Below are 16,004 nucleotides of genomic sequence, written 5' to 3' on the forward strand. Positions count from 1 at the left end.
TCACGTCCAGGATGGCAGTCAGTATGGCTGCCCGATGAACTGGTCATCGGGTCCCGGTGTTAAGGGGCAAGTCGCCGGGACTGCCAGTTTCCTTCGGTGTCCCGATTGAACAGGAAGCGGTCATGCAGCCGGTCCGCACCGTTTATCCAGAATTCTATTTCTTCCGGTATTACGCGGTAACCACCCCAATGGGGTGGTCGGGGCACATCCTGATCCCGAAATTGGTCGGTAAAGTGCTGTAGCCGTTGTTCAAGTGAAGCGCGGTCCGGGATTTCCCGGCTCTGCTCCGATGCCCAGGCACCCAGCTGGCTGCCCCGGGGGCGCCTGGCAAAATAGGCGTCAGATGCTTCCGGCGGCGTTTGTTCGGCCTTGCCCCGGATATGAACCTGGTAACCCAGCTCGTCCCACCAGAATGACAATGCTACCCGGGCATTGCCGGCGATGTGCGCGCCCTTAGCGCTTTCATAGTTGGTGTGAAAGACAAAGCCGCGGTCATCAAAACTGCTCAACAATACAATGCGGCTGTGCGGCTGGCGGCGTTCGTCCACCGTGGTCAGCATCATCGCGTTGGGTTTGTCGATACTGGCTTTGCCAGCCATCTCGAACCAGTCGGAAAACTGGTCAATGGGATTGGATTTAATCATTACCAGGCAATCCTTTCGGGGTTTGGCGGCGATTGTTGTCGGGAATCAAGGTTTCCGCAGAAGCCGTGTAGTTATCATTTTAAATCATAAAATGAAAGCGGGGCAGTCATGAAAATCAAAATCCAAGTCAAATCAGCGGAGTGGTGGTACTGGGCGCTGACCCTGGTTGCCATGATTGTCGGACTATCAGGTTTTGTCGAGGGATTTTACGCGGTAATTGCTGTCAGCGCTTTCCAGTTCGCAGTGTTTTGGTTCAAAAAGGGGTTTATGGCGTTTCCGACCCAGGTGCGTTTTGTTTACGGGCTTTTTACCGTGATTGCGTTATTTGATTCAACACGCATCTTTTACTGGGCGCTGTTGGTCGGAACCGTCATGGTGACATTATTTGATCGTTGTATTATTGCCAGGGTGCTGATCTTTATGCCCTGGAACAAGGGCGTCAAGCTGAGCGTCTGAAAACGGCTCCGGTTCTGCTATTATCGGCTTTTTGCAGCGACGCGGGGTGATAATGGCGGGTTGTGGTTGTGGGCACGAAGAAATGGTTGCCGGGTCGGATCAGGGTTCGGCCGGTCAGCGTCGTGATCTCATCATCCTTTTGCTGATCAATGCCGTCATGTTTGTCGTCGAACTGGCAGCCGGCTGGATTGCCCAGTCCGCCGGGTTGGTGGCCGATTCCCTGGACATGTTTGCCGATGCCGCGGTCTACGGTATTGCACTGTATGCGGTGGCGCGTTCGGCCAACCTGAAGATCACTGCTGCCCGCCTGAGTGGTTTGTTCCAGATGATATTGGCGCTGACGGTGTTGCTGGAAGTGGGGCGGCGTGTATTGGTTGGCAGTGAGCCGGAATCCCCGCTGATGATTGCGATCGGCCTGCTGGCGCTGGCGGCCAATGTCGCCTGCCTGCTGCTGATTGCCAGGCACCGCAAGGGTGAGGTTCACATGCGTGCCAGCTGGATATTTTCAGCCAACGACGTTATGGCCAACGTAGCTGTTATTGCCAGTGGATTCCTGGTCGCCTGGCTGGACAGTCGCTGGCCGGACCTGGTCGTTGGCCTAGCTATCGCGGTGCTGGTCTTTTATGGTGGCCGGCGCATCCTGGTCGAAGCGGAAACCGAGCGTAGCCGTTGTTCGGTCGCAGGTTCCGGGACCTAGGCGCGGCCTATTGTTCCTTTCGGGTGACGTCGTGCAGTTTGTCGCGGGCGCCTTCTACCAGCTCACCGGTCTTGCGTTTGACAGTGTCTGTCATCCGGTTGGCCACACTGCGATCCTTGAAAGGGTTGCTCAGTAGCGGTTCGCCGCGACCAAAGTTAATCCCGAGCGGAAACCCTATAATCAGTCCGATTATTATGCCTGTGATCAATAGCTTAAACGCTTTTTGCACGTCTTTTCTCCTGTTTTGGCCATTCTAGCCAGACTTGATTGACCATTCCAGTTTTCAATATTTGACAAAAGCGGCTGGAATCGCGAGCAATGATTCTTCATAATAAATTTTATTACTTTAATAAAGAAATTACGAAAAATCACAGGGTGTATTAATGACCAGTCCCGATTTTAGAGAGTGTCGAAAGTACGAGCGCAGCGAGATATCAATTGAAGTACTGGTAACGATGCCGGGCAGGACTCCCATGAAGCTGAAAACCGGCAACATCTCCGAAGGCGGGGTGTTCCTGTTGTCCGGCGGCAGGAACATGCCGAGGCCTGGGACAGAGTTAAGCGTAACCTTGCCGGAGTTTCTGAACCAGGCTCAGCCGGTGGCAATGAAGGCGGTGGTGCGACACTACAGTGACTGCGGAATCGGTATTGAATTTCTCGGCAGGCTCGCCTGAGCAAGATCACCAACTGACCCTTCCCCGTCTGGCATGGCTAGCCGCTGGTCGCAGGCCTGACTGACCGGCAATTAATTTCCTTTCTGTATTTCTAAAGATTTTTCCTGGCACCCCGATAACTGTATCGAGGGTTCGCCCTTATGCCATCACACGGCATTCATGAGTAATACATACGTGAATTTAACCGGCCATTGGCTGAATTGACAGTCATGGCCCAGAGGAGAGAAAAATGCCTCAGATTATCAATACCAATATCGCTTCGCTGAATGCGCAGCGTAACCTGAATCGCTCACAAGGCGATCTGGGTGTAGCACTGCAGCGCCTGTCTTCAGGCCTGCGTATCAACAGCGCGAAGGATGATGCCGCCGGTCTGGCCATCTCCGAGCGCATGACAGCACAGATCCGTGGTCTGAACCAGGCTGCACGAAATGCCAATGACGGCATTTCGCTGGCACAGACTGCTGAAGGTGCACTGCAATCTGCCGGTGATATCCTGCAGCGTATTCGTGAATTGTCAGTACAGTCTGCCAATGCCTCGAACTCTGCCAGTGACCGCCAGGCGCTGAACAACGAAGTGTCCAACCTGGTACAGGAACTGGATCGTGTTGCCCAGCAGACCGAATTCAACGGTCGCAAATTGCTGGATGGCTCTTTCACTTCTGCCGTATTCCAGGTAGGTGCCAATGCACACCAGACGATCAACGTAACCTCTGCCAACTTCCGTACCACCGCTTACGGTAACTACCGTATCGGCGCGTCTGCGGCTACCACCACTGGCGGTAATGGCGAGTTGACTGTAGGCAGTACCGTGGGTTCAACCATTTCCAGCGCATGGGGCACTCTTGGTGCATCACGTGTTGGCGCCGGCACCCTGACTGTTAATGGCGCTGCAGGCAGTGTAGACGTGGGTTATGGTGGCAGCACCAGTGCCAAGGACGTAGCTGCCCTGGTTAACGCGCAGACCGAGAACACCGGTGTTACCGCTTCAGCCCGTACCGAAGTAAACATGACAGGTTTTGCTGCTGATACAACCTACACCATGCTGGTTGCATCTGACAACTCAACCAGTCAGGCACAAACCATTTCGTTTACCACCGGCTCCAGCATCAATGCTGACGGCCTGGCTGCCGCTATCAACGCCTTCAATGACGTTTCATCAAAGACAGGCGTGACCGCCAAGCTGGCTGACAACGGAACAGATATCGTTCTGCAGAACTCAGCAGGCAACGATGTCCGCATCGTCAATGACTCGGTAACCGGCAACGATGTTGACATTACTGATGTTAATGGCGGCAATACCGTTACCGCTACCGCCGCCAACGGTGTAGGCGTGTTCGGTACCAATGATGCCTGGATTACCGGCGAACTGACTTTCGATTCCGAAAAGTCTTTCAACGTCGTTGATACCAACGCCGGCGCTGTCGGTACCGGTACCGGCTTCCTGTTGACCGTTGCCGGTGATGCGGCGCAGTTGCAGAAGGTCAGTGATATGGACGTTACCACTTTTGATTCCGCTACCCGTACCCTGGCCATGGTGGATTCCGCCCTGGCAGCAGTAAACGGACAGCGTGCAAAATACGGTGCGGTGCAGTCACGTTTCGAAACTACAATCGGCAACCTGCAGACGACATCTGAAAACCTGTCTGCTGCACGGTCTCGTATCCGTGACGCCGACTTCGCAACGGAAACTGCCGAGCTGACTCGTGCACAGATCCTGCAACAGGCTGGTGTATCTGTTCTCGCCCAGGCAAATGTCCTGCCGCAGAACGCACTGTCATTGCTGCAGTAAGTTAATTCTCGACATTGGATGTCGAATTGATGCGCCCGGGACGGTTGTGTTCCGGGCGCATTTCCCTGTTTGATATTGAGGTAGATGCTATGTCAATTGAAGCACTGAGTGCATCGGCAGTAATTCCGCTAAACGGAAACTACTCCGCCCATGGCGCTGATGTGCCACGTGGGCGGCAACATTTGCCGGAACAAGGCAAGAGCTTGCCGGAAGAGGCTTCGCTGGAAGAAGTCAGTCGGCAACAAGTCGAGGAAGCCGTTGACCAGATCAAGGAGCAAGTCCAGCTGGTTCGACGCGGTCTCCAGTTCAGCGTTGATGACGATTCAGGAAAAACCATTGTACGCGTTATAGACAGCGATTCAGGTGACCTGATTCGACAGATTCCGTCGGAAGAATTTGTTGCCATCTCCCAGGCGATTGCCCATAACCTGGAACGGCTCCAGGGTGTTCTGCTGAAAGACGAGGCCTGATTGGCCCCGTTTTTGCTTTGTTGCGTAACAGCAGCAATTTCGCGTGCACACAAGTAATCGGGTGAAAGAAAATGGCACAAATCAGTTCTGCCGGACTGGGTTCCGGCCTGGATATCAACAGCCTCGTTTCGCAGTTGGTCGCAGCGGAAGCTGAGCCAGCCAGCCTGCGTCTGGGCAGGCGCGAGGCAGGTCTGCAGGCCAGGTTGAGTGCCTACGGCAGTCTCAAGGGAGCGTTGTCCGCGTTTCAGTCTTCATTGTCAGGTCTCGCCGGCCTGGCCACTGAACCACCGCGCACAGCCAGGTCTTCCGATACCGATATTATCGCTGCCAGCGCCGGATCATCTGCGGCCGAGGGCAGTTACAGCATCGAAGTCAGCCAGCTGGCGCAAAAACATGCAGTTGCTACCGGTGCTTATGCATCTGAATCGGATGTTGTCGGAACCGGTACTATTACGATCAGCTTTGGCGAGGCCAAGGGTACAGGCTTTGAGCTAAATGGCGAGCGTGCCAGCTCGACAATCACCATCGACTCCGGCAGTAACACCCTGGCCGGAATCCGTGATGCTATCAACGAAGCCAATACCGGCGTCAAGGCATCGATTATCAATGATGGCAGTGGTTTTCGACTGGTGATGACGTCCGACCACAGTGGTGCCAGGAACAGCCTGAAGATCAGCATCTCTGATACCGATACTTTTAATACCGATACCAGTGGCCTGTCAGCAATTGCCTACGATCCGGACGCGGCTGCAGGGAGCGGCAAGAACCTGGTTGAAACCCAGGCGGCGCTGGATGCACAGCTGAAAATCAATGGTCTGTCCATTACCAGCGAAACCAATACCCTGAACAATACCATTACCGGCCTGGCCCTGACGCTTAAGGACAAGACCGGTGCCAGCCCGGAAACGGTCACCGTAAGCGGCAATACCGGCCAGCTCAAGACCGAGGTGGACAAGTTTGTCGAAGGCTATAATGCGTTGATGAGTGCGCTGGATGAACTTACTGCCTATAACCCGGACAGTCGGGAGTCAGGCATTCTTATCGGTGACTCGACTATCAGGGGCGTGCGATCCCGAATTCGCAACCTGGTCAGTAATACCATTGCCGGTGCCAGCGGTAATTATGCCAGTCTCTATTCCGTCGGTATCAAGAGCGACAACAACGGCAAGTTAAGTGTCGACAGCAGCAAGCTACAGAGCGCGCTTGACACCGACTATGCCAACGTGGCGCGCCTGTTTGCTGCATCCGGTGTGGCCTCTGATGACAATATTGAAATTGTTGATGCCGGCAAGGTGCGTGAACCGGGAACCTATAACGTTTCGGTAAGCACCCTGGCAACACGGGCAAGCTACATCGCTGCGGCAAATGGCAGTCTGACGGTCTCGTCTCCTGCCAATACCTTTGTTATCAAGGTGGACGGCAAGACCAGCGGCACGATAACGCTGGAAGCCATGACCTATGCCAGCGGTGATGCACTGGCTGCGGCAATACAAAGCAAGATCAATGGCGACAGTACACTTGCATCGTCTGGAACAGGTGTATCGGTAAGCTATAACACCGATCACCTGGAAATTGTATCTTCTAAATATGGATCTGAATCAAAACTGGAAATCGTTTCCAATACCACGTCAGGTCTTGGTCTAGGTGTTTCCAGCGGAACCGACGGCGTGGATGTTGCCGGTGCTCTGGGCAATTACCCGGCAACAGGAAGCGGTCAACAGTTGTCAGGCAGCGGCGTGGCCGATGGTGTCCGGGTAAGGGTCGGTGGTGATACAACCGGAGATCGTGGCACGGTTACCTATGCGCTCGGTCTGGCGGCACAGCTGGATTCCGTTATTGATGATTTTGTTGATGGAGACGGGCTGATAAGCAGTCGTACAGAAGGGATAAGCGAAAGCCTGAAAGACATAGAGAAGCAGCGCGAAACCCTTTCACAGAGGCTTGAGGTTCTGGAGCGTCGTTACATGGCCCAGTTCAGTGCGCTTGATCTCCTGGTGAGCCAGTTACGCAGTACCAGTGACTTTATTGCGCAACAGTTGGCATCGTTGCCAGGTGCAAAACAAAGATCGTAGTTTAAAGTTTGGACCTGTTTCGACGATAAAGGATTAGATTGGCAGCTTGTACAACGCGCCAGTCAAACGTGAAGTTGACAGTAAATACCAAATGTTCAAGAGGTGATTTTGTGAGTTACCCTAATGCAGCAGCAGCACTGAAACAGTACCGCAATACTGATTCCAACAGTGTTTCGTATGAGTCACCACACCGTCTCGTACAAATGCTCATGGAGGGAGCGCTGGATCGTATATCCATGGCCAAGGGACATATGTCCAGGGGCGAGACCAGCCAGAAGGGATCGGCAATTGGTCGCGCCATTGCCATCATTGACGGCCTGAGAATGAGCCTTGATCTTCCTGCCGGTGGCGATATTGCAAGAAACCTGGATGATCTTTATGAATATATGGGCCGGACACTGGTTGAGGCAAACATGAATGATGATGCGTCCAGGCTGGATGAAGTAGCCAGGCTCCTGGGAGAAATCAAGTTTGCCTGGGACCAGATTGGTGAGCAGGCAGTATCACTCAGCAAGCGCACGGCGCAGAAGACCGCGGCGGCCAACATGCCGGTAATAGGCTGATGCACCAGGATATCGAAACATTGTTGTGCGATCTGGATGAACTGTCCGGAACTATGGACGAGGCCATAACCGGAAGAGACTGGTCTCGTCTTTCGCAACTGACTTACCAGGCCAGGGATATCTGTTCGGCCGTTGTATCGGTACTGCATTACCAGGATGGAGATGAGTATACTGAATCAACAAGATTGCTGTTGCAGGGTATTATCCGGAAAATGGAAACGGCGGAATCCGTTTGTCTTGATGAGCAGCAGGAGATATTGCTGCAGGCGAAACCAGTCGCTGCAAAGAAGAATATGAACAGGGTATACAGCCTGTAGTTGTTTCCCATAGAGAACCCTCTCTTTCCCGCTTTTTATTATCGTTTAAAAACTTCCGTTACGCTGTTATCGTCCATGGTAACGGTGCGCCTTGCAGTTTATTGCTACTTGAAACAAGGTAAAAATCACATGTATTTTCATAGACTGTATGTATCAGTGGGCCTGTTTCGGTGTCAAAAATACGTTCCCGCAAATAATTCTTCCTGCCTTCACCTTTGTTAACAAATACGCGTCAGAATTGACGCACGTGTAACACTTTCTCCTCTATCATAACCGACATAGTCAACGAGTTGTCATCATCCGCAGGATTACCGGGCTTTTACAGGATTCATTAAACATGATCCGGTAATAAAGCGGGGCCCAGGAGATATGACTGGTTCCGGGGTGCGTTGTACGGATAAAGAAGCAACTAACAATACAGGGGTGCAGGTGTTATGAGCGGTAAAGAAATTGTGGTAGTCAGTCGTAATGACAACGCGGTGCGTTCAATAGAATCCGTCGTTCGATACCTCGAGCATCGTTGCTCGGCAATCAGCGCCAGAGACGCATTGTTTACCAGGTTGCGAGAGTCCGCAGACAGCCTGGTTGTGCTGATCAGTCATTTTGGTGATGCCGAGGAGGAGCGTAACCTGGCCCAGGCGCTTATGGAGTGCAATGACAGTGTCGCCCTTATCCTTACCGACCGCACCTATGAAGTTGAACTGACAAGTTCCGGTCATCCTGTCTATTTTGTTGATTACCCCCTGCGCTCCAGTGAAGTTGAATCCTTGTTCGCTGATTGCCTGGTTCGGGCGCCGGGACGCGGGACCGGAAATCATTATGCGGCCCAGGATGTCGCCAAGACGCTGGTCGGAGAAAGCCCGTCGATTCGCCGGATCCGCGATGTGATTTGCCAGATTGCGGATACTGATGCCAACGTGCTTGTGCTGGGTGAGTCCGGTACAGGCAAGGAAGTGGTGGCGCGCAACCTGCACAAGTGTTCTTCGCGTCGTGATATGCCTTTTATTCCGGTCAACTGCGGCGCCATTCCGGAAGATCTCCTGGAGAGTGAATTGTTCGGTCACGAGAAGGGTGCATTTACCGGAGCCATTACCACGCGTCGTGGACGGTTTGAATTGGCCGAAGGTGGCACGCTTTTCCTTGATGAGATCGGGGATATGAGCTTGCCCATGCAAGTGAAGCTGTTGCGCGTCCTGCAGGAAAGAGTGTTTGACCGCGTTGGCGGTACGCGCAGCATCAAGGCCAACGTACGTATTATTGCTGCCACGCACCGCAACCTGGAAGAAGATATCGCCCAGGGCCGGTTCCGTGAAGATTTGTACTACCGGCTTAACGTGTTACCGGTCGAAATGCCGGCGTTACGTGATCGTCTTGAGGATCTCCCGGCCCTGGTCAAGGCACTGACCAGCCGGCTTCCCTATAACCGGAATCGCAAGCTGGCTTTCTCTGCATCAGCAATACAGGCATTCAGCCAGCATTCCTGGCCCGGCAATGTTCGAGAGCTGGCCAACCTGGTTGAACGCCTGTCTATCATGAATTCCGGCAATGAGATTGGCCTGGCGGATCTTCCTGAGCGCTACCGCGCGGGCTTTGAGATCGACACGGTTACAGAGGAGCCGGCGGTTGTTGCAGAAAGTCCCGACCGGGATGTCGGTGCACCGGCGCGCTTGCCGAAGAACGGTATTGATCTGAAGGAACACCTGAGCGAGCTGGAGCAGGCGTACATCATGCAGGCGCTGGAAGAGGCTGATGGCGTTGTTGCCCATGCCGCTTCATTGCTGAAGATGCGCCGTACCACGCTGGTGGAGAAATTGCGCAAGTATGGTGTGAAGAACGATCGTCACAGGAAAACCTTTGACGGCATGGTGTATTCAGATGCAGTGGTACAGGCCTAGTCAATAAATTGTCGGCACAGAACTTGCTGTAAGCGTATTGCGCAACTGAATCGCAAGGTTCAAAAAACTGACAGGGCCAGGACCTAAACAATGGACGCGGCAGACAAACTTACACCGGAACAGCTGGGCCAGGCATTCGAGATATTCAACAATGCCTCGCGTGACCTGGAGTCGGCCTACCGTGTGCTGGAAACGCGGATTGACCATCTTACCGGCGAGCTTGAGCAGGCGCGTGCACTGCAGCAAAGGGAAGCGGTTGCCCGGGTGGCGCTGGCAGACCGGCTGCAAACATTGCTGGCCGCGTTGCCCGGCGGTGTTGTTGTGCTGGATGGCAATGGCATCATCAGCAGTACCAATCCGGCAGCCAGGCAGTTGCTGGGTGAGCCGCTTGAAGGTGAGCCCTGGTACCGGGTGCTTCATCGATGTTTCGAACTGGACATGGATGACGACCAGGAGCTGAAACTGCGTAACGACTCCTGGGTTACCGTGGAGACCAGTGACCTGGGTACTACGCCAGGTCAGATCATCCTGGTCAATGATGTAACTGAATTACGCGCCATGCGCCAGAAGACCGAGCTCAACAAGCGTCTTGCCTCCATGGGCGAAATGGCTGCAAGACTGGCCCACCAGATTCGTACGCCACTGTCTTCGGCGCTGTTGTATGTTTCCCGGATCAGGAAGTCGGCTCCAGGAGAAGTTGCTGCCCCCGTTGAACGCGTCTACCAGTCTATGAAACAAATCGAAACCATGGTGGCAGACATGCTTGGCTTTGTCCGTTACAGCCATCCGGTTACCTCGACAGTGGATATGGCTGAAATAATGAACGAACTGCTTGAAGGGCTTCGACCCATTGCCGATCAGCATGGCTGCACAATCGATTTCCAATACCGGAAGGAACAAAAAATCCTGGTGACAGCGGATCGGCAGGCCTTGCTTGGCGCGTTTCAGAACATTGCGGTAAATGCCATCCAGATTTGTGGTCATGGCGGCGAAGTACGCATGCAATCCTCAATCACACCGGAAGGCAACGCCGTACTGACGTTTGAAGATAACGGTCCCGGTATCGAACAGGCAATCAAGGACAGGATATTCGAGCCGTTTTTCACCCGGCGGGCAAATGGTGTCGGGCTCGGATTGTCCGTGGTCAAGCGGGTTGTGGATTCGCACCACGGCACGATTTCGGCCACATCCAGTCCCGGTCAAGGAAGCTGTTTCAGAATTGAATTGCCGACTATGCCCGGCACCAAACGCAACACCGATGGTGAAGAGGTGTGTTATGGCGGCTGATACAAAGATCATACTGGTTGTTGAGGATGACCAGTCCTTGCGTGAAGCCATTTGCGATACCCTGGAAGCCGAGGCCTACTGTGTCAGTCTTGCCCATGATGGTGAAAGTGCCCTGGAAGTATTGTCATGCAGCCGCCCGGACCTGGTCATCACCGATGTGCAAATGGATCCCATGGATGGTTTTACCCTGCTGCATCATATGAGCCGGCGTTATCCCGATATCCCGGTATTGATGATGACTGCCTATGGCGATATTCCCCAGGCAGTTTCGGCAATGCAGGCAGGTGCGGTCAATTTTCTGGCCAAGCCATTTGAAGTGGACATGTTGATTGACCAGGTCAACATGACCCTGTCATCAGGGCCAGCGCAGGATTCCGCAGAGCATCGCTTTATTTGCGAGGATGATGCCACCAGGCAGTTGTTGGCGCTGGTTTCCAGGGCGGCGGTAACAGATACCACTATATTGATTACCGGCGAGAGCGGTACTGGCAAGGAAGTGTTGGCGCGCTATATTCACAATCATTCGCCCCGTGCCGACAAGCCGTTTGTTGCCGTTAACTGCGCGGCGATACCGGAGAACATGCTGGAATCAATCCTGTTCGGGCATGAGAAAGGCGCCTTTACCGGCGCTGTACAAACCCAGCAAGGCAAGTTTGAGCAGGCCCAGGGCGGCACCTTGTTGCTGGACGAAATCTCGGAAATGCCGTTGGCACTCCAGGCGAAGCTGCTGCGCGTATTGCAGGAGCGGGAACTGGAACGCCTTGGCGGAAAGCAGACCATTTCCCTTGATGTACGCGTACTGGCCACATCCAATCGCAACATGAAACAGTTTGTCCGGTCCGGCATGTTTCGTGAAGACCTTTACTATCGGCTGAACGTATTCCCCGTATCAATGCCGCCGCTGCGTGAACGACGGGCGGATATTCTCCCGGTTGCACGTTCACTGCTGGCCAGGCACGCAGAGCGGTCGATGATGACGATACCAGGTATCGACGAGGCAGCACAGCAGCGGCTGTTGACGCATTCCTGGGCGGGTAATGTGCGCGAACTGGAAAACGTGATTCAACGCGCACTGATTCTGCAGCAAGGTGGCACGATTACTGCGGATGATCTTCATTTTGAATCCGGGGATTTGCCGGTAACCGAAATTGCATCAGCAAAGGCAGTGGATAGTGTCGACCTGCCGGCCGGGTTGCGCGAGCAGGAGCAAACCACGATCTTGCAAGCGCTCGAATCTGTTCATGGCAACAGGAAGTCAGCTGCGGAACGACTGGGCATCAGCCAGCGAACCTTGCGTTACAAGCTCGCACGTATGCGCGAAGCCGGTATCGCGGTACCGGGGTCCGCAAGAATCCAGGCATAAGAGGGACATATGAACGAAATCAACGCCAACCAGTTACTCGCCCAGTTGCGGATCAACGCTGCGCTTGCAAAAAACCAGGCAGCACCTGCGCTTGATGAAACCAGGGCAGCGAATAACGTCGACTTCGGCAAGTTGCTCAAGGATTCAATTGACAAGGTAAACGAGATGCAGCAGGCCGCGGGTGATGCAACCAAGGCATTTGAGAAAGGTGATCCTGGCATGAGCATCGAACAGGTCATGATTGCATCGCAAAAGGCCAGTGTTTCATTCCAGACCATGCTGCAGGTGCGCAACAAGCTGGTAAACGCCTACCAGGAAATCATGAATATGCAGGTTTGATCATCAGTCAGGATCAAATTACAGGGTTGATCATTACGGATAACGACAAATGGCTGAAGCAGTGGAATTGACACCGGCACAGGTGGTGCCACAAAAAGGACGCACCATGCAGGCGCCTGCCAGTATTCGCGGCATAAACCGGTTGCCGGTGGTGAAACAGGTCGGGCTGATGATCGGGCTGGCAGCCAGCATTGCACTGGGTGTCGCAGTTGCGCTGTGGTCGCAAAAGCCCAGCTTCCAGCTGTTGTACGGAAATCTTGCCGAGCGCGACCTGATGCAGGTGGTCGAAGCGCTGGACCAGGCGCAGATTCCCTACCAGGTTGAATACCGCAGTGGTGCCGTCATGGTTCCAGATGATGAGCTGCACAAAGCCAAGCTCAGGCTCGCCAGCCAGGGGCTGCCGCAGTCGCGAGATGACGGTTTTGAGTTAATGGAAAAGGGTAACGGCTTCGGTGTCAGCCAGTTCATGGAAACGGCCCGCTATAATCGCGCCCTGGCAGGAGAGCTTGCACGCACCATTAAGACTATTCGTAACGTCGACAGTGCCCGGGTACACCTGGCCATGCCACGACAAACCATGTTTGTTAACAGCAAGCAGAAAACTACGGCTTCTGTCTTCGTCAATCTTTACCCTGGAAGAAGGCTGAACAAGGGACAGGTTGATGGCATCGTTCACCTGGTGGCTTCGAGTATTCCCAGCCTGAGCCCGGAAAACGTCACCGTGGTTGACCAGAAAGGCCGCTTGTTGACCAGTGAATCCGATAACGATGCAGAAATGGCAGCGGATCATCTCGAATTCGCACAGCGAATGGAAGACAGCTACGTGCGCCGGATCGAGGACTTGCTGGTACCGATTATTGGCGAAGGCAAGATCAAGGCCAAGGTGGCGCTGAGTTTCGAACAAACCATTACCGAGCAGACCCGTGAAGACTACGAACCTGACCCGACAGCAATACGCAGCGAACAGGTTCATGAGGAAACCAGCCTTGAAAACCGCCTGGCCGGGGTGCCGGGGGCATTAGCCAATACTCCGCCGGGCGCCGGATCAGCCCCGGAAGTGGTCGCCGGGCCTGGAGCCGGGGGTGAAACCCGGCCGGAAACTGCTGACAAGAATGATATTCGTACCCGCAAGGCCACGCGTAACTATGAGCTGGATCGCGTCATCAGTCATACCCGTACGGTGCCCGGGGCGGTCAAGCGTGTGTCAGTTGCCGTTGTTGTCGATGATCGCATCAAGCCGGACGCAGATGGCAAGCCTGTTTCCGAACCGCGAAGCGAAGAGGAACTGGCAAGGATTACCGAGCTGGTAAAGCAGGCTGTCGGCTTTAATGCCGAACGTGGAGACGCTGTCCAGGTCGTCAACTCATCGTTTTACCTGACTACGGAAGAGGCCGTCGAGGCGATTGAAGAGCCGATCTGGCAACAGCCCTGGGTTCATGACATTGCAAAACAAGTTCTGGGTGCTATCGGCGTATTGCTTTTGATTCTTATGGTGCTGCGACCAGCCATGCGTAACCTGACTGCCGCTGAACTCAAGACTGTTACGCCGGATGCCTCCGGGCAAATGCCATTGTTGCCGAATGGATCAGCAGCCGGCGCGCAGGCAGTTGATGAAAACGGAAAGCCTAGAATGCTGAGTCTCGAAGAACTGGCTCCGTCACAATTCAATTATGACAATGAACTTGATGCTGCCAAGGCGCTCGTTGCGGAAGATCCCAAGCGTGTTGCCCAGGTAGTCAAAACATGGATTTCAAGCGATGGCTGAAGAAACCTCGAGGGAACAGGTGTCCGGCATAGAGCGTGCCGCAATTCTGCTGATGAGTATCGGTGAGACTGATGCCGCGGCAGTGCTCAAGCATATGCAGCCCAAGGAAGTGCAGCGTATTGGTCATGCAATGGCAAACGTTAGCAATGTTACCAAGGAGAAAGCCAAGAGGGTGTTACGCGACTTTGTTGAAACCGCGCAAAATGAAACGGCGATGGGCATCGGAAACCAGGATTACATTCGCAGCATGCTGGTCAATGCCCTGGGTGAAGAGAAGGCCGGTGGCGTTCTTGACAGGATTCTCCACGGTGCCAATACCAAGGGCCTGGAAACACTAAAGTGGATGGATCCGCGTGCCGTGGCCGAACTCATACGCCTGGAGCACCCGCAGATTATCGCCATCGTCCTGGCCTACCTTGAAAGCGAGCAGGCGGCCGAGGTGTTGTCGCTGATGCCGGACGACATCGCCTATGACGTCATTATGCGCATCGCAACCCTGGAAGGCATACAACCCAGTGCGCTGAATGAATTGAATGACATACTGGAAAAACAGTTTACCGGCAACAGCAGCGTTGGATCATCCAGTGTTGGCGGTATCAAGACGGCTGCCAATATTCTCAACTTTATTGAGTCGTCTATCGAATCGGCAATCATCGAGAAGGTCAAGGAAACCGATGAAGCTCTGGCCGATAAAATCGAAGAGCTGATGTTCGTATTTGAAGACCTGGCGACTGTGGATGATCGCGGAGTTCAGACGCTGTTGCGTGAATTGCAAACGGATACGCTGGTTATAGCGCTCAAGGGATCATCGGAAAACATAAAGGAGAAGTTCCTCAAGAATATGTCAAAACGTGCAGCTGAAATGTTACGTGATGATCTTGAGGTGAAGGGGCCCGTACGCCTAAGCGAAGTGGAAACAGCACAGAAAGAAATACTGAGTACCGCCCGTCGCATGTCCGATTCGGGCGAGTTGACACTGGGCGGCAAGGGGGGCGAAGAGTTTGTCTAAGCTGATCAAATCCGCTGATCTTGACCGCTATGAATCGTGGGTTATACCCGATATGCGTGATATCGAGGATACGCATATTGTATCGTCCCATGACGTGGAGGAGTTGCTGGAATCCCCGTCAGCGGCGGTAACAGCGCAGGCGCTGGAGAAAATCCAGAAAGATGCGTGGCAGGAAGGTTTTGATCAGGGCAGGTCAGAGGGTTTGCAGCAAGGACTGGCAAGCGGAAAGCAGCTGGTTGAGGGTATCAGTGCATTGTTGGCTCCGCAGGCCGAGATTGTAGGTGATGAGGTCAGGCAGCAGCTGGTAGACCTGGCAGTAAAGATTGCCCGTGAAGTGATTGGACGTGAAATCACTCTTGCGCCTGACCAGTTGTCAACGGTGGTTGATGAGGCCATAGCCTGTTTGCCTGAGAAAAGTGGCAAGCTGGTTGTATACGTGTGCCCGGATGACCTGGATTATGCCCGCTCGGATCTGGCTGTGGATGGGTTCTCCCGCGTGGTGTTTTTGCCGGACAGTGCGCTGGGACGTGGCGATTGCCGGCTGGAGACCGAGCTGTCCGAGGTGGAGAATACCGCGCAGCAGCGGCTCGCGTCGGTGATCGAGCACACCATCGCCAACATGTATGAAGAGGTCCGCGATGAACACGAGCCTGGTTGAGCAATG

16 protein-coding genes and 1 pseudogene are annotated in these 16,004 nt (G+C 53.9%); 15 read left to right on the top strand and 2 right to left on the bottom strand.

All coding sequences use genetic code 11. From position 1 onward, the window contains the following. Positions 1 to 59 precede the first annotated feature (59 nt). Positions 60 to 644 carry a pyridoxamine 5'-phosphate oxidase gene (gene pdxH, locus OEZ10_07005; GenBank protein MDH5632732.1) on the bottom strand — a complete coding sequence of 195 codons (585 nt, stop codon included), beginning with the start codon at positions 642 to 644 and terminating at the stop codon, positions 60 to 62. 108 nt (positions 645 to 752) lie between these two features. Here pdxH and OEZ10_07010 point away from each other — a divergent pair, with 108 nt between their 5' ends. Together OEZ10_07010 and OEZ10_07015 are read left to right on the top strand one after the other, a co-directional pair. Continuing rightward, positions 753 to 1,100: a hypothetical protein gene (locus OEZ10_07010; protein ID MDH5632733.1), complete on the top strand. Its 348-nt coding sequence runs from the start codon at positions 753 to 755 to the stop codon at positions 1,098 to 1,100. A gap of 52 nt (positions 1,101 to 1,152) precedes the next feature. Continuing rightward, a complete protein-coding gene (locus OEZ10_07015) occupies positions 1,153 to 1,797 on the top strand; it encodes a cation transporter (protein ID MDH5632734.1) in 645 nt (214 codons plus the stop codon). Between the two features lie 7 nt (positions 1,798 to 1,804). Here OEZ10_07015 and OEZ10_07020 read toward each other — a convergent pair whose 3' ends face one another. After that, positions 1,805 to 2,026: a hypothetical protein gene (locus OEZ10_07020; protein MDH5632735.1), complete on the bottom strand. Its 222-nt coding sequence runs from the start codon at positions 2,024 to 2,026 to the stop codon at positions 1,805 to 1,807. A gap of 154 nt (positions 2,027 to 2,180) precedes the next feature. Here OEZ10_07020 and OEZ10_07025 point away from each other — a divergent pair, with 154 nt between their 5' ends. From OEZ10_07025 to OEZ10_07085, 13 genes and pseudogenes are all read left to right on the top strand, one after another. Continuing rightward, the gene (locus OEZ10_07025; GenBank protein MDH5632736.1) at positions 2,181 to 2,471 is read left to right on the top strand and encodes a PilZ domain-containing protein; all 291 of its coding nucleotides are present in this window, start codon (positions 2,181 to 2,183) and stop codon (positions 2,469 to 2,471) included. Between the two features lie 229 nt (positions 2,472 to 2,700). After that, positions 2,701 to 4,260 carry a flagellin gene (locus OEZ10_07030; GenBank protein ID MDH5632737.1) on the top strand — a complete coding sequence of 520 codons (1,560 nt, stop codon included), beginning with the start codon at positions 2,701 to 2,703 and terminating at the stop codon, positions 4,258 to 4,260. An 89-nt stretch (positions 4,261 to 4,349) separates the two neighbouring features. Further along, positions 4,350 to 4,730: a flagellar protein FlaG gene (locus tag OEZ10_07035; GenBank protein ID MDH5632738.1), complete on the top strand. Its 381-nt coding sequence runs from the start codon at positions 4,350 to 4,352 to the stop codon at positions 4,728 to 4,730. Positions 4,731 to 4,801: 71 nt separating this feature from the next. After that, entirely contained in the window at positions 4,802 to 6,802 is a 2,001-nt protein-coding gene (gene fliD, locus OEZ10_07040; GenBank protein ID MDH5632739.1) for a flagellar filament capping protein FliD, read from the top strand. A gap of 110 nt (positions 6,803 to 6,912) precedes the next feature. Then, on the top strand, positions 6,913 to 7,365 hold the full coding sequence (fliS, locus tag OEZ10_07045; GenBank protein MDH5632740.1) for a flagellar export chaperone FliS: 453 nt from the start codon (positions 6,913 to 6,915) through the stop codon (positions 7,363 to 7,365). Then, positions 7,365 to 7,682, top strand: a complete 318-nt coding sequence (locus OEZ10_07050; GenBank protein MDH5632741.1) for a hypothetical protein — start codon at positions 7,365 to 7,367, stop codon at positions 7,680 to 7,682. The genes fliS and OEZ10_07050 overlap by 1 nt, the downstream gene beginning before the upstream one ends. Before the next feature lie 830 nt (positions 7,683 to 8,512). Then, a pseudogene (locus OEZ10_07055) lies at positions 8,513 to 9,577 on the top strand (sigma-54 dependent transcriptional regulator). Between the two features lie 90 nt (positions 9,578 to 9,667). After that, on the top strand, positions 9,668 to 10,864 hold the full coding sequence (locus OEZ10_07060; GenBank protein ID MDH5632742.1) for an ATP-binding protein: 1,197 nt from the start codon (positions 9,668 to 9,670) through the stop codon (positions 10,862 to 10,864). Beyond that, positions 10,854 to 12,227, top strand: coding sequence for a sigma-54 dependent transcriptional regulator (locus OEZ10_07065; GenBank protein MDH5632743.1), 1,374 nt, complete (start codon positions 10,854 to 10,856; stop codon positions 12,225 to 12,227). Before OEZ10_07060 ends, OEZ10_07065 begins: the two co-directional genes overlap by 11 nt. A gap of 9 nt (positions 12,228 to 12,236) precedes the next feature. Continuing rightward, a complete protein-coding gene (gene fliE, locus OEZ10_07070; protein MDH5632744.1) occupies positions 12,237 to 12,566 on the top strand; it encodes a flagellar hook-basal body complex protein FliE in 330 nt (109 codons plus the stop codon). A 49-nt stretch (positions 12,567 to 12,615) separates the two neighbouring features. After that, positions 12,616 to 14,331, top strand: coding sequence for a flagellar basal-body MS-ring/collar protein FliF (gene fliF, locus OEZ10_07075; GenBank protein MDH5632745.1), 1,716 nt, complete (start codon positions 12,616 to 12,618; stop codon positions 14,329 to 14,331). Then, positions 14,324 to 15,340 (top strand): flagellar motor switch protein FliG, encoded by a 1,017-nt coding sequence (gene fliG / locus OEZ10_07080; protein ID MDH5632746.1) that lies wholly within the window; start codon positions 14,324 to 14,326, stop codon positions 15,338 to 15,340. The genes fliF and fliG overlap by 8 nt, the downstream gene beginning before the upstream one ends. Then, the gene (locus tag OEZ10_07085; protein ID MDH5632747.1) at positions 15,333 to 15,998 is read left to right on the top strand and encodes a FliH/SctL family protein; all 666 of its coding nucleotides are present in this window, start codon (positions 15,333 to 15,335) and stop codon (positions 15,996 to 15,998) included. The genes fliG and OEZ10_07085 overlap by 8 nt, the downstream gene beginning before the upstream one ends. The last annotated feature ends 6 nt before the right edge of the window (positions 15,999 to 16,004 follow it).

Source organism: Gammaproteobacteria bacterium, from assembly GCA_029880545.1.
GTDB lineage: Bacteria > Pseudomonadota > Gammaproteobacteria > Acidiferrobacterales > SZUA-150 > JAOUOD01.